At 63.7% G+C, this 18,175-nt stretch carries 16 protein-coding genes; 2 read left to right on the top strand and 14 right to left on the bottom strand.

All coding sequences use genetic code 11. From position 1 onward, the window contains the following. Positions 1 to 4: 4 nt before the first annotated feature. Positions 5 to 1,234, bottom strand: a complete 1,230-nt coding sequence (locus ACPFL9_RS02730) for a hypothetical protein (RefSeq protein ID WP_426005695.1) — start codon at positions 1,232 to 1,234, stop codon at positions 5 to 7. A gap of 293 nt (positions 1,235 to 1,527) precedes the next feature. On the opposite strand from ACPFL9_RS02730, the gene ACPFL9_RS02725 reads away from it, so the two are divergent. Then, positions 1,528 to 2,358 (top strand): HAD-IIA family hydrolase, encoded by an 831-nt coding sequence (locus ACPFL9_RS02725; protein WP_426005693.1) that lies wholly within the window; start codon positions 1,528 to 1,530, stop codon positions 2,356 to 2,358. A gap of 17 nt (positions 2,359 to 2,375) precedes the next feature. Next, positions 2,376 to 3,104 carry a tyrosine-protein phosphatase gene (locus ACPFL9_RS02720; protein WP_426005692.1) on the top strand — a complete coding sequence of 243 codons (729 nt, stop codon included), beginning with the start codon at positions 2,376 to 2,378 and terminating at the stop codon, positions 3,102 to 3,104. Positions 3,105 to 3,125: 21 nt separating this feature from the next. Here ACPFL9_RS02720 and ACPFL9_RS02715 read toward each other — a convergent pair whose 3' ends face one another. The 13 genes from ACPFL9_RS02715 to ACPFL9_RS02655 all read right to left on the bottom strand — a co-directional run bounded on the left by ACPFL9_RS02715 (position 3,126) and on the right by ACPFL9_RS02655 (position 18,077). Next, a complete protein-coding gene (locus tag ACPFL9_RS02715; protein ID WP_426005691.1) occupies positions 3,126 to 4,274 on the bottom strand; it encodes an alpha/beta fold hydrolase in 1,149 nt (382 codons plus the stop codon). Positions 4,275 to 4,379: 105 nt separating this feature from the next. Then, a complete protein-coding gene (pyrE, locus tag ACPFL9_RS02710; protein WP_426005690.1) occupies positions 4,380 to 4,952 on the bottom strand; it encodes an orotate phosphoribosyltransferase in 573 nt (190 codons plus the stop codon). Positions 4,953 to 4,957: 5 nt separating this feature from the next. Next, entirely contained in the window at positions 4,958 to 5,254 is a 297-nt protein-coding gene (locus tag ACPFL9_RS02705; protein WP_426005689.1) for a hypothetical protein, read from the bottom strand. A 164-nt stretch (positions 5,255 to 5,418) separates the two neighbouring features. Continuing rightward, entirely contained in the window at positions 5,419 to 7,746 is a 2,328-nt protein-coding gene (locus tag ACPFL9_RS02700) for a gluconokinase, GntK/IdnK-type (RefSeq protein ID WP_426005687.1), read from the bottom strand. Next, positions 7,736 to 8,965, bottom strand: coding sequence for a D-mannonate dehydratase ManD (gene manD, locus ACPFL9_RS02695; protein ID WP_426005685.1), 1,230 nt, complete (start codon positions 8,963 to 8,965; stop codon positions 7,736 to 7,738). Before manD ends, ACPFL9_RS02700 begins: the two co-directional genes overlap by 11 nt. Beyond that, positions 8,962 to 10,350: a mannitol dehydrogenase family protein gene (locus ACPFL9_RS02690; RefSeq protein ID WP_426005683.1), complete on the bottom strand. Its 1,389-nt coding sequence runs from the start codon at positions 10,348 to 10,350 to the stop codon at positions 8,962 to 8,964. Before ACPFL9_RS02690 ends, manD begins: the two co-directional genes overlap by 4 nt. Further along, positions 10,347 to 11,747 (bottom strand): glucuronate isomerase, encoded by a 1,401-nt coding sequence (uxaC, locus tag ACPFL9_RS02685; protein ID WP_426005681.1) that lies wholly within the window; start codon positions 11,745 to 11,747, stop codon positions 10,347 to 10,349. Before uxaC ends, ACPFL9_RS02690 begins: the two co-directional genes overlap by 4 nt. Before the next feature lie 4 nt (positions 11,748 to 11,751). Continuing rightward, positions 11,752 to 12,678 (bottom strand): sugar phosphate isomerase/epimerase family protein, encoded by a 927-nt coding sequence (locus ACPFL9_RS02680; RefSeq protein ID WP_426005680.1) that lies wholly within the window; start codon positions 12,676 to 12,678, stop codon positions 11,752 to 11,754. Beyond that, a complete protein-coding gene (locus ACPFL9_RS02675) occupies positions 12,675 to 13,865 on the bottom strand; it encodes a Gfo/Idh/MocA family protein (protein WP_426005678.1) in 1,191 nt (396 codons plus the stop codon). Before ACPFL9_RS02675 ends, ACPFL9_RS02680 begins: the two co-directional genes overlap by 4 nt. Further along, positions 13,862 to 14,710, bottom strand: a complete 849-nt coding sequence (locus ACPFL9_RS02670) for a sugar phosphate isomerase/epimerase family protein (protein ID WP_426005677.1) — start codon at positions 14,708 to 14,710, stop codon at positions 13,862 to 13,864. Before ACPFL9_RS02670 ends, ACPFL9_RS02675 begins: the two co-directional genes overlap by 4 nt. 2 nt (positions 14,711 to 14,712) lie before the next feature. Beyond that, positions 14,713 to 15,648 carry a carbohydrate ABC transporter permease gene (locus ACPFL9_RS02665; protein WP_426005676.1) on the bottom strand — a complete coding sequence of 312 codons (936 nt, stop codon included), beginning with the start codon at positions 15,646 to 15,648 and terminating at the stop codon, positions 14,713 to 14,715. Further along, complete coding sequence (locus ACPFL9_RS02660; protein ID WP_426005675.1) at positions 15,645 to 16,706, bottom strand: carbohydrate ABC transporter permease; 1,062 nt, start codon at positions 16,704 to 16,706, stop codon at positions 15,645 to 15,647. Before ACPFL9_RS02660 ends, ACPFL9_RS02665 begins: the two co-directional genes overlap by 4 nt. A 12-nt stretch (positions 16,707 to 16,718) precedes the next feature. Next, positions 16,719 to 18,077: an ABC transporter substrate-binding protein gene (locus ACPFL9_RS02655; RefSeq protein ID WP_426005674.1), complete on the bottom strand. Its 1,359-nt coding sequence runs from the start codon at positions 18,075 to 18,077 to the stop codon at positions 16,719 to 16,721. Positions 18,078 to 18,175: the final 98 nt, after the last annotated feature.

Below are 18,175 nucleotides of genomic sequence, written 5' to 3'. Positions count from 1 at the left end.
CACCCTAGGTCAGCTTCCACTTGTTGATGCGGTACGAGTTGGCCAGCTGCTCGAACAGGCCCGGGTGGGCGTCCCAGTATTCCTTGTGTCCGCTCACGCCAAGCATCTGCGGCGTTCCCCAGGGCGTCACGGAGAACAGGTTGACGGCCTGGATGTGTTCACCGCGCGCGTTGGTGCACGTGAAGCCAACTACCACAGCCGCTCCACGGCGGAATTCCCGGATCTCCGGCATGGTGGTCTTGAAGTCGGACGCGCATTTGTGGCCCACCAGGTTCTGCGGCAGTTCCGTGGCGGTCATGCCCTTGTAGCGGGCTTCGATGTCCTCGATGGCCTTCTTGACGTCCGACGGTTCCTTGCCGAACTTGCCCTCTTCGGACTCGGCAAAGAACGCGTAGGCGAGTGCAATGCCGTCGCCATCGGTTTCCACTGTGCCCTGGGCTTTTTTCTGGATTTCCTCGCCCGTGGTGGGGTCCTTGGTGATCCCGAAGGACTCATCGTGGGTCCACTCGGCCAGGTACTGGAAGGACGATTCGCCCGTGACCCACTTGCTGAACAAGGGATCGCCGTCCGCAGGGACATTGGACGGTCCCGCGAAGTCCTCCCATACTGCCGGGAGCGGGATGGCACCTTCAGGCACGCCGGACGCCCCGGAGCTCTGTTCCGGGTCAGCGGAAGGTTCGTCGGAGGACCCGGCGGCGTCTTCCGACGGCTGCTCCGAAGCACTTGCCGACGGCACCGGGGTGTCGACGGCGACCGGCTTGGTCACGGAGGGAATCAGCCACGCGAACACCACCACTACGGCAATGATGACGACGACGGCGATCCCGCCGAGGATGAGGAAGAGCGCCTTTTTGTTGTGGTCGCCCGGGGTTTGGGGAGGGTAGGCCTGGGGTGGAAGTCCCTGCGCCGGGAAGGCCTGCGTCTGGAAAGACTGCGCGGGGAAGGCCTGGGTCGGTTCGCCGGGCTGCGTGGGGAATGCCTGCGTCGGCTCGCCCGGCTGGTGCTGGGCACCCGGCTGGTGCTGGGCACCCGGCTGGGGCTGGGCTCCGGGCTGGCTGCCCGGCTGGTGCTGGGCTTCCGGCTGGTATAGCGGCTGGGTCTGCTCTGGGTTGTACTGCCTGTATTGTCCTTGCCCGGTGTCGTAGCGGGGCTGCGGAACGCCGTCCGGGTTATAGGCCTGGGGCGCGCCATTGGGATTGTAGGGAGGCTGCGGCGCTCCGTTGTTGTTGCTCAAGACAGGCCCTTTCAGGGTGCTGGAATGCGGCGGCTCGAAAGCAGCCGTGCGGCGTACCGGGGACCTCTTGAAGCCGCAGGCGGCGATGAATCCACCGCGTCGATCCCCCGACCCGCGCTGTCTGCACGCCTGCGCAGCAACCACAGTAGTGCAGCCAGGCAGCGTCCTTGCAAGTCAAAACCGGTTTTCCACATGGGTACCTCTATCCACATACGCCGCCCCCGGGGTGTCTGGCCGCCCGAATAATGAAAGACTGGGACGCAGTGAATGAACAACCCCAGCCGGAGGCAAACATGGCAGAAGAAACCACGCCCCAGACGTCCGAATCCCTGTACCGCAACGGCCATGAAATCGAGTGCTGGCTCACGGACATGGACGGGGTGCTGGTTCACGAAAACCAGGCCATTCCCGGAGCGGCCGAGCTCATCCAGCGCTGGGTTGATACGTCCAAGCGCTTCCTCGTGCTGACCAACAACTCCATCTTCACTCCCCGCGACCTCGCGGCACGCCTGCGCGCGTCAGGCCTGGAGATTCCGGAAGAGAACATCTGGACCTCGGCTCTGGCCACCGCGCAGTTCCTCAAGGACCAGGTAAGCTCCTCGGACTCCGGCAACCGTGCCTACACCATCGGTGAGGCCGGGCTTACCACCGCCCTGCATGAGGCCGGGTTCATCCTCACCGATACGGATCCGGACTTCGTGGTGCTCGGCGAAACCCGTACCTACTCGTTCGAAGCCATCACCATGGCGGTCCGGCACATCCTGGCCGGGGCGCGCTTCATCGCCACCAACCCTGACGCCACGGGACCCTCCAAGGACGGGCCGCTGCCTGCCACCGGTGCCATAGCGGCCATGATCACCAAGGCCACCGGGCGGGAACCATACATCGTGGGCAAACCTAATCCCATGATGTTCCGTTCCGCCATGAACCAGATCGACGCCCACTCGGAAACCACGGCCATGATCGGCGACCGCATGGACACGGACATCGTTGCGGGCATGGAAGCAGGCCTTCACACCGTCCTGGTCCTCAGCGGCATCACCCAGCGCGAGGAAATCGTGTCCTTCCCGTTCAGGCCCAACCAGATCCTGAACTCCGTGGCGGATCTCAAGAGCCAGATCTAGCGGACCGGTATCAGACCATGGCTGTGCTCAATCTGCGACCCCTGGCCGGTGGCCGGATTCTCAGGGGGAGCCAGCCCTTTGGCCTGGATGCGGCCGGCACGTCGGAGTTCCTGACGGAGCACGGCGTCCAGACGATCATGGACCTGCGCAGTGAACTCGAGCGGTCGTTGGTTCCGTGGCTGGTACCGGGCGAACCCGGCGCGCCCATGCCTGGCCGGCCCAGCCCCGGAAACTCTCAACCCGCCGTCGAGCTGATCCACAATCCTCTGGATCCCAACGCGATTGCGGGGTCGCTGCAAGCCGTGGAAACCCCTGAGGATCTTGGCGACCTCTACCTCGGCTGGATCCGGATCCGACCGGAGTGGGTGGCCGACGCCCTGCGTCCTGCTGCCCATGGGAAGCGGACCCTGATCCACTGCTCGCTGGGCAAAGACCGAACAGGCGTCGTCTCCGCGGTGGCGCTCATGGCGGCGGGCGCCCCGGACGAGGCCGTGGTGAAGGACTATACGGCCACCACGGCCAACCTTCCCACTGTCCTGGAGGTCATGGCAGAAACCTGGCGCCTGCACGTCCCATCGACCCCGGCCCAGTACTTCAGTCCGGACCTCATGATCCTTCAGAGCCCGGAGGCAGCCATCCGGCAGTTCCTGATCGGTTTCGCGCGTGAATTTGGAGACGCGGCGTCCTTCCTGCGGGAGGCGGGCATGACCGCCGTCGAGGTTGAAGCCCTGCGCACTGCCGCCTAGGTTCCGCCCCACTTATCCCATCTAAGCGGGCCTGATGATCCGCCCGTTCGGTTCCTCGAACAGGGGCTCCTCCCGCTCCGCCGGCAGCGGATCCAATTGGTTCTGGACGTGCTCCACCAACGGCCGGTACACGTCCGGATTCCACTGCGGGCTGGCGTGGGCCGGCCGCGCACCCTCGGTACTGAGGATCGGTAGCTTCATGTTGTCCGCGAACACCTTGCTCCACCCTGCACGCGCGGTGAGGTAGTTGACCGTGGCGTCTCCGGAGTTTCCCATGTAGGCCATCTTCGCCGGACCGAGTTTTCCCATATAGCGGAGGGCATCGAAGTGGTAGATGTAGGCCGACTCCGTTTGGACGAGCACGCTGGACGGCGCGATGGGCGACAATTGCTCTGCGGTTTGGTCGAGGATCTGCCGCCACGAGCGCTCATCCTTATGGACCAGCCGCTCCCCCAACTCGTAGCCGCCCCGCAGGACCGACGGGATGCGGAAGCCATTTTCATAGAGGAACACGACGCCGTCGAACCAGCTCTGGTCCAGCACGTCCGCCCGGCTGAAAGGGCTGGAGTCCAGGACGATCAGTTCGGTCTCCACACCGTGCAGTTCCAGCAAACGGGCAGCAACCTGCGTAGCCAGCATCCCGCCAAAGCTGTGGCCGTAGAAGTACAGCTTTTCCAAACCCAGTTCACGGACATGCAGGACGACTTCGCGCACCACCTCGTCCACATCCAGCCCCAGGTTCGAGTAACCAACAGCAGCCAATCGTCCGCGCTGGTGAAGCGCCGGGCGCAGGGAGTTGAGGATCCACTGGGCCTCTTCCCAACTCGTCTTGTACCCAGGGAAGAGGATCCAGCTGGCCTTCGGGAAGTAAAGGTCGGAGTAGGGATCAGGGACGCGGAGAATCTTCGGTGCGCGGCGTTCGGCCTGGACATGGCGGGTGAAGAGCATGTCCCCGGCCAAGGCGGCGGAGGCCCCGGCGGCCACCAGGAAGTTACGGCGCGACGTCTTTTTCAGCCGGGCAGCGTAAGGCAGGATCCGGGCCCATGAACCCGGATCCTCCGCTGGCTCCGTCCCTGCACCGGGCATGGCGCCCGGGTCAGGCGTGGCGGGCAGCGGGAGGTCTTCTTCCACATCCGGCGGTGCCGGAAGTTTCCCTACCTGAACGCCCACGCAGCAAGCATAGGCTTCGAAGCCAGTGCCTTACAGCCCTGTGGAAACCGCACCGCCGATGCCCTTAAGATGCTCCTTTGAGTGCACCGGCGGAGCATGAAGTCCTTAGTCGAGGCCCAGCTCGTCCTTGCCGAAAGCAAAGAGGTATGGGACACCCGTTTCGGCTTCGATCTTCTCCTTGGCGCCTGTGTTGCGGTCCACGATCACAGCGACGGCAACTACATTGCCGCCCGCCTTGCGGACACCCTCGACGGCGGTCAGTGCCGACCCGCCCGTGGTGGACGTGTCTTCGAGGACTACAACATTGCGTCCTTCAACCGAGGGGCCCTCAACCTGGCGGCCCATGCCGTACGACTTCTGCGCCTTGCGGACAACGAATGCGTCCACGGCCCGGCCGGCATCGGCGGCAGCGTGCATCACGGCGGTTCCTACGGGGTCGGCCCCCATGGTGAGGCCGCCGGCGCACTCAACCGGGATCCCGGCGTCGTCGATCATGGACAGCATGACCCGGCCCACCAGCTTGGACGCCTCGTGGTGGAGGGTGATGCGACGCAGGTCAATGTAGTAGTCGGCTTCCTTGCCGCTGGACAGGATCACCTTGCCGCGGACCACCGCCAGTTCTTTGATCAGTTCAAGAAGGCGGGCGCGGGCAACTGAGGTGTCAGGCGAGGAAGTCATGGCTCCTATTCTACGGAAGCATCCGGGCGGCTTCGGGCCGTGCTTGGATTCCCGGGGGTGCCGGCTTTGGTCCGTGCCCGCCACCTCCCGCTCTGCCAGAGGATCCCGAAGAGAAGCACTCCTCCAGCCAGCGGCCCGCCGAACCACATCATGGGCCATAGTGTGCCGGAAGGATCGATTTTCTGTTCGTCGATCACGTACCCGCCGGTCTGCATCGCAACGATCCATGCCAGCATGAGCACACCGCCCACGATGATGGTCGCGGCGGGCGCGGTTCGGTATTTGCCGTTCGACAGTGACATAGTTCGCCCCCGGGTTCCCTGTGAAGTCAGCTGATTGCTGCATATACATAGTGTCAGCGGCCTCAGAACATGACGCACGCAAAAGAGCCCGGCACAGCCTCGTAAGCCGTGCCGGGCATCCCGTGCGTCTACCGCTACGAGACCGCGCCCCCGGGGTGGGAGGACTACAACCGGGTGTCGAACGAACCGCAGAACACGTTCTCGTTATACGTGCCCTGGAATTCGGACTTCCCCTGGATTTTCTGGATGGTGGCGCGGATTGCCTCGCGGGTTCCGGCATGGGCGTGGATGGCGGTTTTGACCATGGGCACGTCGATCAGGTGGTTGGGCTGGTTGAGCGAAACGAACACCGTGGGAACCTCAGTGGCGTACCAGGGGATCTCGGCTGCCATCGGCGATGACCACTTGATGCGGATGGCTGCTTCCTGCGCAAAACCCTTCACGTTGGCGAAAACGAAAGCGGCATCGTAACGATCGGCGTAGTCCGCTGTGGCTTCCTCAGACAACACCCGCATGAAGTTCATTCCGGTCTCCCCTGCGGCCTCGCGCTGTTCGGCGGTCTTGAACACGTCCACCACAAAGCCTGCGGCTTCCAGTTCCTCCTTGACGGTGTCCAGATAGGCCAGGGGGTCAGCCCGGGTGAAATCTGCCCCGCCCGAGATCCCATATAAACGGATGCGTTTGTGGGTCTTGGGCGTGATGGGCAGGTTCCCCGCGGTGTCCTTCACCAACGTCACCGTCTTGTCCGCGATATCCGCCGCAATGGACCGGTGTTCGTCGCTGCCGATAACGGCCAAGGCATCGGCGGAAGGAACCAAGGATTCCCGAGGCTTAACGTGCAGACCCAGGCTGGCCTTCAAACCGAGGATCCTCCGCAAGGCATCTTGCAGGCGCACATCGGAGATGACCCCTGACTTGTAGCCGTCCAGCATGAACTGGAAGTCCTCCTCCGGGTTGCGGAAGAACAGGAACATGTCGCACCCGGCAGCGATGGTGGCCGGGACGAGGTCGCGCCGTTTCATGGCCTGGGTCAGTCCCACCATCAGCGAGGCGTCGGTCAGCACCAGGCCGTTGAAGCCAAGTTCACCCCGGAGCAGGTCCTGCAACAATTCGGGGGCCAGGGTCGCCGGACGGATCTCAGAGTCGGCGAGGCCCGGACGGAGATGACGCGACACCTCGGGCGCACCAATATGCCCCACCATGATCGACTGCACGCCATGCCCGATCATCTCGCGATACACGTGCCCGTACGTCCGGTCCCATTCCTCGTAACCCAGCGTGTTGTAGGAGGTCACCACGTGCTGGTCGCGCTCGTCGATGCCGTCGCCCGGGAAGTGCTTCATGGCGCAAACGGTGGGCGATTCACTGATGCCGTCGAAGTACTCTTTGGCGCGCTCCACCACGATCTCCGGCGTGTTGCCGAAGGCCCGCGTGGAAATGACTGTGTTCCGCCAGTTGTAGTGGATGTCCACGATCGGCGCGAACGCCCAGTTACAGCCCAAGGCAGCGGTTTCGACGCCGGCCACCACGCCCATGAGTCGGGCAATCGACTTGTCCGGGTGCGAACCGGCCTGCAGGTGCGTGGAGACAAACGTGCCGTCGTCGCAGCTTCCCGCGCCGCCCATCTCGGGATTCGAGGCAACCAGCAGCGGAATACGCGTCTTCGACTGCGCGTACCGGATGTGCTCCTGCACCGCAGCCGACGGACCCGGACGGTACCGCATTCCGCCCACGTGGAAGTTCTCCAGCACGTTGTCCAGGTACTCCGGAGAGTAGTCGTTGTTGTGGTTGATGAAGAGCTGTCCGATCTTCTCTTCCAACGACATGGATGCGATGGTGGATTCGACCCAGTTCAGCGCGGCATCGTCGAGACTGAACGGCGCGGCCGTCAAATCCACGAGGTACTGCGGCGCGGACGCATCGGCCTGGACCTGATGGCCCGACATAGCCGATACAACGTGCTCCACGATGTCCTCCACGGATTGGTCGATATCCACGACGATTCCAGCTTCATCGTCCTGCAGGGGTTCCAACGTAGCCAGTTGCGAGTCCAGCAGCGACGGCGGCATGAAGTGGCCGGGCCGCGAGGTCATGCGCGCGCTCAACAGCTCCCGCGTGCCGCGCAAGTGGACGAACACCACGGACGGGTCGCCGCTGCGGATGATGTCGCGGTAGCCGCGCTTGAGCGCGCTGCACGCAATGACCAGAGCAGTGTCCGACGCCGGGAACCGCCTCCCGATTTCGGCCAGCCAAGGTGCCCGGTCGTCGTCGTTCAGCGGAGTACCCGAGGCCATCTTGTCGATGTTCGCCTGCGGGTGCAGAGAATCGCCGTCGAGGAACCGGGCACCGAGCCGTTCGGCGAGGGCGATCCCCACCGTGCTCTTGCCGCACCCGGCCACACCCATCACCACAAGATGGTGACCGGAAGGACCGGGGAGGGTGCCGCCGTCGTGAGTGCCGCCGTCGTGCTTTGTCCCGGGTTTACCAGTCATGGACGGTGCCGTCCACGAGGCGGTTGTAGGGCAAGTAAGCCTGCTGGTAGGGGTAGGCTGCGGCGGCTTCTTCGTTGAATTCGACGCCGATGCCGGGGTTGTCGCCCGGGTGCAGGTAGCCGTCCGTGAAGGTCATGGACTGTTCGAAGACCTCGTTGGTCTTGTCCGAGTGCTGCATGTATTCCTGGATGCCGTAGTTGTGGATGGCCAGGCCAACGTGCAACTGCGCGGCGAAGCCCACCGGGGAGATGTCCGTGGGGCCGTGGAAGCCGGACTTGATCTGGTACTGCGCGGCGAAGTCCATGACCTTCTTCAACGGGCTGATCCCGCCAAAGTGGGTGGATGCGGCACGGACGTAGTCGATCAGCTGTTCCTTGATCAGGGTCTGGTAATCCCACACGGTGTTGAAGATTTCACCGATCGCCAAAGGGGTGGTGGTGTGCTGGCGGACCAGGCGCAGGCCTTCCTGGTTCTCGGCCGGGGTGCAGTCCTCCAGCCAGAACAGGTCATAGGGTTCCAAGGCCTTGCCGAGCTTGGCCGCCTGGATGGGGGTCATGCGGTGGTGGCCATCGTGCAGCAACGGGATTTCGGGGCCGAACTCGTTCCGCACGGCTTCGAAAACGGTGGGCAGGTGGCGCAGGTAGGCGCGGGTGTCCCAGTCCTCCTCCAGCGGGAAGTTACCGCGGCCGGCAGGTTCGTAGTCGTAGCGCTCCCCCGAGGCCTGGGCCTGCGCAGCAACACCGTAGACGGCCTTGATGCCGGGAACAGCGGTCTGGATACGGATGGACTTGTACCCCAGCTCCAGGTGCTCCCGCACGGAATCGAACAGCGAGGGAATGTCCGAGCCCGAAGCGTGCCCATAGGCCCGCAGCCCGTTGCGCGAGGCACCGCCCAGGAGCTGATACACCGGCATGCCTGCCATCTTGCCCTTGATGTCCCACAACGCCATGTCGACGGCGGCAATCGCCGCCATCGTCACCGGGCCACGGCGCCAGTACGAGGAGCGGTAAAGGAACTGCCACGTGTCCTCGATCCGGTGCGGGTCCTTGCCGATCAGCAACTGGGCGACGTGCTCCTTCAAGTAAGCGGCGACGGCGAGTTCGCGGCCGTTCAGGGTCGCGTCACCGATACCGGTCACACCGTCTTCGGTGGTGATCCGCAAGGTGACGAAGTTGCGGGACGGGCTGGTCACGAAGACGTCAGCGGCGATGATTTTCATGGTTGTCCTTTCAGTACGGGATCGGCGACGTGGCTGCCCGCGGGTTCAAGAGTGGAATCGTCAGGGACCGCGGCCGCGAGTTCTGCCTGCAGGGCGGTCAGGCTCTCTAGCAAGTCGGTGTCGCGCATCAGGTCCGGGCTGAGCAAGCCCAAGAGGGCTCCAGTCCGCGCAGTGCCGGTGAGCAGGTTCGCCTGTTCGATGGCCTCTGCCTGTGGGTCTTGTCCGCCGGAGTACGCAGCCACGTAGGCGGACCACGCAGCGATCATCCGGGCTGCCCCGCTTCCGTCTCGGCCGGCCGCACGTTCGGCGGCAAGCACGGGAATGGCGCGCATCCGGAGTTTCGTACTGCCGTCCAGGGCGATCTGGGCCAGGTGGTGGGCGATCCGTGAATTGCCGAAGCGCTCCAACAATGCGGCCCTGTACTCCGTGATGTGCAGGTCCGGGCCGGTCAGGTGTTTCGCTGCTTCGTCCCAGAATTTCTCAACGGCCTCCCTGCAGATGGAATCGGCAAGGGCCTCGGCCACGGTGGTGTGCCCCCGGACCAGGCCTGCGTAAGCCAGGATCGAGTGCGCGCCGTTGAGCAGCCAAAGCTTCCGGTTCTCGTAGGGTTCGATGTCGTCCACGAACACTGCCCCGGCGTCCTCCCACCGGGGCCTCCCGGCAGGGAAATCGCCGGACAGGATCCAGTTGTGGAACGGCTCGGTGACCACGGGCGCCTCGTCCCGGTACCCACAGGAAGAGGCCACCAGGGCGATGTCTTGCGGTGTGGTGCGCGGGGTGATCCGGTCCACGGACGTGCTCACAAAACTGACGTTCGCCTCGATCCACCCCGCAAGGCCGGCATCGAACTCACGCGCCACTGACAACACACCGTTCCGGGCCACGGTCCCGTTATCGGAGAGGTTGTCGCAACTGACCACAGCGAGCGGCCCGCCCTCGGCGTCCCTGCGGGCGGCGAGGCCCGCGACCAAGCGGCCCATCGGCGTCGTGGGTTCCCCACCGGCGAGCAGCACGGGCACGTCGGCGGCGCCCAGACCGTACGCGGCTTCAGTGATGGTCAGCGTGACGATGGCCGTGGAAGACGCGGCGAGTAGTTCAACCAGGCGGCCAACATCAGCACCATCAACGGCCTCAACAATGCTGCTGACAACCTCGAAGGCATCCCCCGCGTCCGAGCGTTCCACTACCGTGAACAGCCCATCCTGCGCGGCAAGGACCGCAGCGGCGTCGGGGCGGCGGCCGGTAAAGGACGCGATCCCCCACTCCCCCGCATCGCCGGCGTGCTGGGTGTACCAGGCCTGGTGCGAGCGGTGGAAGGCACCCAACCCAAGATGGACGATGCGGACCGGAGCGGCCGGAGCCGTCCTGTGCAATAGGGAGCTCACAGCTTGAACACCCTCCGCGGCGACCCGTCAACGACGTCCACAATCAGCTCATGCGCCCGGTCCTCGCTGACGCGGTGCTCGGCCACCAGACGCGCCAGGAACGAGGCCTCGATCCTGCGCGATGCATCATGGCGTGCCGGGATGGAGCAGAAAGCGCGGGTATCGTCGATAAAGCCCGAGGACCTCGAGAAACCGGCCGTCTCCGTCACGGCCGAGCGGAACCGCAGCATGGCATCCGGGGCATCGAGGAACCACCACGGCGCGCCCAGGTACACCGACGGATAGAAGCCTGCCAGCGGCGCCAATTCACGCGAGAACACGGTCTCGTCCAAAGTGAACAGCACCAAGTGGAAGTCCTTGGCCGTCCCGAAATCCTGCAGCAACGGACGGATCGCCTCGGTGTAATTGACGGCAAACGGGATGTCATGGCCGGTGTCCGCGCCGAAGGCCTCGAACGTGGGCCCGTGGTGGTTGCGGTACGAGCCCGGATGAATGGTCATCACCAGCCCGTCCTCCACCGACATCCGCGCCATCTGGTACATCATGTGCGCCTCGAACGCGTCCCGGTCCGCAGCCGTGGCGTTACCCGCGCGGGCCTTCTCGAACAGGGCCCCGGCCTCGGCGGCCTCCAGCTTGAGCGTCGCCGGAGTGCGGACGCCATGGTCCGCGGACACGGCGCCACGGTCCACAAAATAACGACGGCGGTTTTCCAGGGCCGCGAGGTAACCGGCGTAACCTGTGCCGCCGTCGGCCGCGGTTTCGATCAGCCGCTCCACGTTCGATATCCACGACGGGTGGGCGATGTTGAGGTAGGCATCCGGACGGAACGTCGGCAGGACACGGCCGTTGAAACTGGGGTCCTCGGTCAACGCCTTATGGCTGGCCAGGTCATCCAGGGGATCATCCGTGGTGGCCAGGACCTCAATGTTGAAGTCCTTGAACAACTGCCTCGGGCGGAAGCCAGGCTCCACAAGCTTGGCCGAAATAGCATCGTAGCTGGTATCGGCGGACAGCTCGCCGAGGTCCGCACCAAGCTTGAACACCTGCTCGAACTGGGTACGCAGCCAATAACCGGAGGCCGTCCCCTCAAAAAGCGGCCAGGCCTCCACGAACCGGCGCCACACTTCCCGGGAATCCCGGGAGCCGCTTGCACGGAGCTGGTCCATCGGAACACCATCGGCATGAATCAGGCGCGTCACGTAATGGTCCGGGCTCACCAACAGCGCGGCGGGATCCGGAAAAGGCGTGTTCTGCTCAATGACAGCAGCGTCAACGTGGCCGTGCGGAGAGATGATAGGCAGGTCCTGAACCCTGGACAGCAGCGAGCGGGCAATCTCCCGGGTTCCAGGATCCGCGGGAAGGAGCCGATCAGGGTGGGCTGCAATGGAGGAAGGCATCAGTTCAACCTTTCGCCAGTGAGTCAGCGGCATTGCTCTCGCTGACGGTCAACCCAGCCGCGGAGGCAGCGTGGCGAAGGAAGTCCAGGTTGCCCGCGGTACGCTCGGCCAAAGGCACTTCCGTGGAAAAGTCCTCTACCGTGACCCAACGGTCGTAGCCCACCGATTCGAGCGCCTGGAAATATGCCAGCACGTTGCCTTGTCCTTCTGCGAGCGGCGCCCACTCATGTGCCCATATGGCTGCGCCTGCCGCGTCGCGTTCTTCCGTCCGGACCCAGCGCGCATTCTTCACGTGCACGTGGGCCAGGTAAGGGCCAAGCAGTTCGAGCCCGGGAAGCAGTGATTCCCAGCCCTCTATCAGCAGGTTGCCCAGATCATGGATCACGCCCACATGCTGTGGATCAAGGCCTTCGAGGAGCCTTCGGGCAGACGAAGCGGAGGCCGTCACCGTGCCGTGATGCAGTTCAACGAGTGCTTTGACCCCGTGGTGCGCGGCCCTCCCGGCCACCCATTCGTAGTGCTCCCGCGTTGAGGCGAACAGTTCGGGGTAGGACAGCCCGCTTGGCTCCTGGCCCCCCATGGTGGAGTTGCCCAGAGGAAGGACATTGACCCTGACTTGCCGGGCACCCAAGGCGGCCGTGGCTGCAAGAACCCGTTCCACGCCGTCGTGGTCATCACAACGTGCGTAGCCACCCAGGCCGGAGTATTCCAGCCCGGATTCCTTGGTCAGCCGGGCAATCTCAGGGAGGGTTTCCTCAAGCCCGGTCATGGGCCAGGTGGCTTTGTTGCCGGCCCAGAAGCCGGGTTCCGACGCCTCAGCCTGGTCCGTGACCCGCCACTCGATGCCGTGCCATCCTTGCGCGGCCAGAGTCATGGCCGCTTCCTGCGGAGTCCATTCCGGGGTCGATGCCGTGAAAACCGAGAACTTCATGCCGTGACCTCCTCAAAGTGTCCATTGCCGGTACGCACCTGAACATCGTTGTACTTTCCTGCCATGACATCGGCGATCAGGACGGGCCTGCCCAACGTGGCTGAAACGTAAAGTGCGCGGACAGTAGCCAGGGCCGTGACGGCGTCAGCAACCGTGACGCCGGGTGCCCTGCGGCTGCGGATGGCATCCACCACGTCGCGGTACTGGCGGATATGTCCAGCCGGGTAAACCGTGGGGTCGAGGTTGGTGGCTACTGGTGGCTCGGCGAAGGTGGCAAGCTCGGACTCGGCCTGGTTGCCACCGCCGCGGACACCCATCGGGTTCTTGTTTACCTCCTCAGGATCCCCTGCGTGGAAATACTCAAGGTTGTCATTGTCGATGACGGCAGAGCCTGTTGAGCCCATGACCTGGAGCCGCACGGTCAGTCCCGGATAGGCGGCAGTAGTCGCGTGCAATACCGCGAGCGCGCCCGATTCGAACGTCAAGGTGGCCACTGCGGTGTCCTCCACCTCCACGTCCGTGTGCGCCAGGAGTGCGGTCTTGGCGCTGATCTCCACTGGCTTGCCCAGGAACCACAGGAGGAGATCCACAGTGTGCACGCCCTGGTTCATGACTGCTCCGCCACCGTCCATGGCCCACGTCCCGCGCCATGCCCCGGAATCGTAGTAGCCCTGGCTGCGGAACCAACTCACCGACGCGATTGCCGACGTCAGACGGCCGAACCGGCCAGCACGGCGTGCCCGGTCCACCAGTACCGACGCCGGGTCGAAACGATGTTGGCTGATGACGGTGGCAACGAGGCCCTTTTCCTCCGCGGACCTGGCTGCGGCCAGGATTTCATCTGCTCGATCGAGGTTCACGTCCAGCGGTTTCTCGATGACAACGTGTTTGCCCGCGGCCAGTACCTCCAAGGCCTGCTGGATGTGCAGTCCGCTGGGGGTGGCGATGATGACAAGATCGACGTCGGCAGCGGCAAACGCTTCACGCAGGCTTCCGTAGGTGGCTGGACGGGAGGCACCGCTGTCTTCAATGTGCTGCGCCAGGGCAGTGGCAGCTTCCTCAATCTCGTCAACCAGTGCGGTGACGCGCAGTTCAGGCAATTCGCCGACGGCGGCAGCGTGCGTCCTGCCGATGCTGCCGCATCCGGCAATGGCAACGTTAATGGGTTGGTTCGTATCAGTGCTCACTTGGTTTCCACTCCAGCTTCGTTCACTACTTTTGCAAAGGCGCGTGCTGCCATTCCGAACGCAGTAGGCCCGGAGAATCCGCCGAGCCCATGGGCACCGGCGAGGTGCGGTTCCAGGCTGGCAAAGCCCACAAAGCCGTCATCCTTCAGAGCCTGGACAGTACGGAGGAGATCGCCGTCGCCTTCTCCGGCAGGAACCACGACGCCGTCGGCGAACCGTGCGTCCTTTACCTGCAGGTATTCAAGGTGCGGACGGAGCTTGGCATAGCCTTCATCGAACGGTTTGACCCCCACCTGGACAAAGTTGGCGGGGTCCCAGGCCACTTTCAGTGCCGGTGACGCCACTGATTCGATGATGTCCAGCACCCGCTCAGGAGTATCTCCGAAGATGTCCTTCTCGTTCTCGTGCAGCAGCACCACTCCGGCTTCCTCTGCCACGGCCGCCAAAGCCCGCATCCGGTCAATGACGTCGTCGCGGATGCCTTCTACGGCAACGTCGTCGCCGTAGTAGAACGAGAAGATCCGGATATAACGGGCGCCCAGCACCTGGGCGGCGTTGACGGCACGTCGCAGCCGTTCAACCTCGTGGTCCACTGGCAGCGTGACATCCACCTTGCCGATGGGCGACGCAATGGCGGATACCCCCATGCCTGCAGCGTCGAGGAGTTTCCTGAGTTCACCCAACTGCTCCGCAGTGAGTTCCACGATGTTGGTTCCCCATGCACTGCGGACTTCGATGTGGTTTGCACCCAAGGCCTGGAGCACCGCGATCTGCAGCACGGGATCGTCGTCGATTTCGTCTCCGAAGCCCGAGAGCGTCCACTCCACTGTTGCTGAACCGGTCATTGCTACTTGACTCCTCCGGCGGTCAGGCCGCCCACTAGGTAACGTTGGAAAATCAGGTAAAGAATCACGACGGGCGCCGCGCACACGAGCGACGCCGCCATCATTTGGCCGTACAGGGGGATGGCTCCACCTTCTTGCGAGGCGCCGAAGATCTGCAAAGCGACTGCCGCGGTCTGGCTGTCCGGCCTGGTCATGACCGAGGCGAACAGAACATCGTTCCAGCCGAGCAGGAAGGCGAAGATTCCCGAGACCACAATTCCGGGCCAGCTGAGAGGCAGGATGATGCGCATCAGCACCCCAAGGTTGCTGGCGCCGTCGATCCTGGCAGCCTCTTCCAGTTCGCGGGGCAGGCCGCGCAGGTAGGTAACCATCACCCACGTCGAGAACGGCATGGCGAACGTCAGGTAGGTGATGAACAGGCCCCATTGCGTTCCGATGACCTGGACTCCCAAATAGCTGGCCGCGGACGAGAAGAGTACGAACACCGGCAAGACCATGAGCGTCCCGGGTACGGACTGGAGTGCAAGCAGGCTTCGCAGGATAGTGAGCCTGCCACGGAACTGGTACCTGACCAGGACGTAGGCGATGGAAACGGACATTGCGGCGGACACCACGGCTGTGGCTCCAGCGACGAGCACACTGTTGGCAAGGCCCTTGGCCAGGCCAACGCTGGACCAGATCTTGGTGTAGTTCTCCAGGGAGAACGTCGAGGGCCAGAACTCACCGTTGGCCACGCCGATGTCCGAGTTCACGGACGCCAGGAAGATATAGGCGACCGGAATCAGCACAATGGCACTCAGGAACGCCAGGATGATGGCCAGCAGGGGGCCCGGAAGGAGTCGGGTTACTTCAAGCTGCCGTTTGGAGCCGGGCCGGAATCCGTTTCCGGACGAACTCCGGTCGGCCGTGCCGCGGACTGAGGTGGTTGGTGCGCTCACTTCTTGCCTCCCGGCGTATCGGCGTCGTCCAACTTGACGGCGCGCAGGTAGATGAACAGCGGAATGGCGATCAGCACAAGGGACACGAATGCCATGGCGGCGCTGAGGCCGAACCGGAAGCTCTGGAAGCTGGTGACATACGTGAGGATCGGAAGGACTTCGACGTCGGCAGGGGCCGGAACGCCGAACAGCACGAACGGGAGCGTGAAGTTGTTGATGTGATGCAACATGCCGATGAGGAAGGCCAGTGCCAGCGGACCCTTCAAGTACGGGAAGATGACGTACCGCAGTTTGTTCCACCACAACGCACCGTCCAGGGCCGAAGCCTCGTGGACCTCGTGGTCCACGGACTGCAAGCCGGAGAGGGCCAGCAGGTAGATGAACGGCCAGGAAGCCCAGATCTGAACCAGGATGAGCGTCCAATACGTTTGCGGGCCGTTGAGCCACAGCCCGCCGTCCATGCCGAAGGCGCCCAGGGCTGAGTCCACCACGCCGTCCGGCTGGAACATGGTCCGCCACACCGTGGCAACCACAAAGGATGGGAGGACGTAAGGGATCAGGAAAATCGAACGCACAAGCGCCCTGCCCCTGAACGCGTTCTGCGTCGCGACGGCAGCAGCGATCCCCAGTGGCAAAGTGACCAGCATTGCGATCAGCGAATAGCTGACGCTCAGCCATACCGAGTGCAGCAGGGGTGAGTCAGTCAGCGCTTCCACAAAGTTGTCGACGCCGATGAACGGTGCGCTGATCCACTTGCGAAGGGTGTACTGGTCCAGGTTGAGGGCCGACATATAAATGCCGAGGAAAAGCGGAACCACGATGATGACGAACATCAGCAGGCCGCCCGGGATCAACATCCACAATGGCCGGTTGCGTTCGCTCATGCCTTTCCGGCGGGCGGGTTTCCTGCCCCGGCCGGCAGGACCCATGGTGCTGGTGCCCGGGGTCGGTGCGGTGCCGCCGTCGGACATTTTTGTTGAGGTGCCGGACCGGACCGGCTGCCCTCCGGCAGCCGGGCCGGCAACGGCCTTCATTTCCCTGAAGGAATCAGTGGACATGGGGAACCCTGCCTAGGACTTCGCGGCCCGGTCGAGGGATGCTTGGCCCTTGGACTGGGCGTCCTTGAGCCGGGACTCCAGGGCAGCGCTATCCACGGCGCCGTTGGCCAGGTCCGGAATGGACTGGACGGTGACGTTCAGGAGGCCCAGCTGGATGTCGCCCCAGGCACCGGTAAACGGAGTTGCCTTTGACTTGCCTGCAGCCTCGGCGATGGGCTGAAGCTTCGGATCAGTCAAGGAGGCCAAAGCCTCGGCATTCGCCGGCAGCTCGCCGAAGATCTTCTGGTAGTTCAACTGCTCTTCCTTGGAGGTGATGAGCTCGATGTAAGCGAACGCCAGGTCCTTCTGCTGGGAGTAGTCGGCAACCACGACGTTGTCGCCGGAGAGGATGCTGGCGGCCTTATCGCCGTCGCCCTTGGGTGAGGTTTCACCGGGCGCCGTGGTGGGCATAATCGAGTAGGCGTATTTGCCGGCGATCGGCGACTTGTCCAGGGTGGGAACCGAGCTGGACGTTGTCATCATCAAGTAGCCCGCCTTGCCGGACGCGAAGGCAGCCACCGCGTTGCTGTTGCTCCAGCCGATCGCTGCAGGATCCACGACCTTGTCCTTGGTGAGCCAGCCGAAGTAGGTCTCGTAGGCTTTCTTGACCGTGGGGTCGTCCATCTTCAGCTGGTCGCCGTCCACCAGCGGGTTTCCGGCCTGGACGGACATGGCCCAAATGAACTTCCATGGGTCGAAGTTGTCCTTGTAGCCGGTGGCCAGGCCATACGTGCCGGTGCCGGCGTTGGTCATCTTCTTGGCCTGCTCAGCGAGTTCGTCCCACGTGGTTGCCGGCTTCTCAATGCCGGCCGCCGCAAGGAGGTCCTTGTTGTACGCCATGACGAACGGGCGGCTGACGAACGGAATTCCTGCCATGTGCTCAGCATCCGGTCCGGAGATCCCCAGGGCAGCCTGGTTGAACCTCTCTTTCCCGCCCACCTTCTTCCAATCGTCGTCGGAGAGGGTCACGAAGGCCTTGGTGGCGTAGGCCGTGGGTGTGAAGGTGGTGCCGAGGCTGTAGACGTCCGGGCCCTGGCCTGAAACGACAGAAGTCTGGATCCGCGTCAGTTCGTCGTTTGCGGAGGCGAAGGTCTCGAACTCAACCTCTGCGCCCGTCTTGGCCTTGAACTTCGCGGCGATGTCCTTGAACCATTCCTTCTGCTGCTCGGGATACTGGTTGTTGACTCCGGTCAGGACGCTAAGTTTCTTCCCGGTGCCATCTACGGGACCACTTGAAGCGGATGAACTTCCGCCGTCACCTCCGCACGCTGTCAGAGCGAGTGCGGCTGCTGCGACTACAGCCGCCAGCTTTGCCGATGGTGCAAACCTCATTGTTTCCTCCTTGGTTGGCCAGCCCGCAATGGTGGTCTATGTCACAGGGGCTCGGAGTTGAGTCTAGGAGTTGGCAATCCCTGCGGCAAGCGGTTGCC

This window comes from Paenarthrobacter sp. NyZ202, assembly GCF_049860755.1.
Classification (GTDB): domain Bacteria; phylum Actinomycetota; class Actinomycetes; order Actinomycetales; family Micrococcaceae; genus Arthrobacter.
This window is presented reverse-complemented; position numbering and strand designations above follow the sequence as displayed.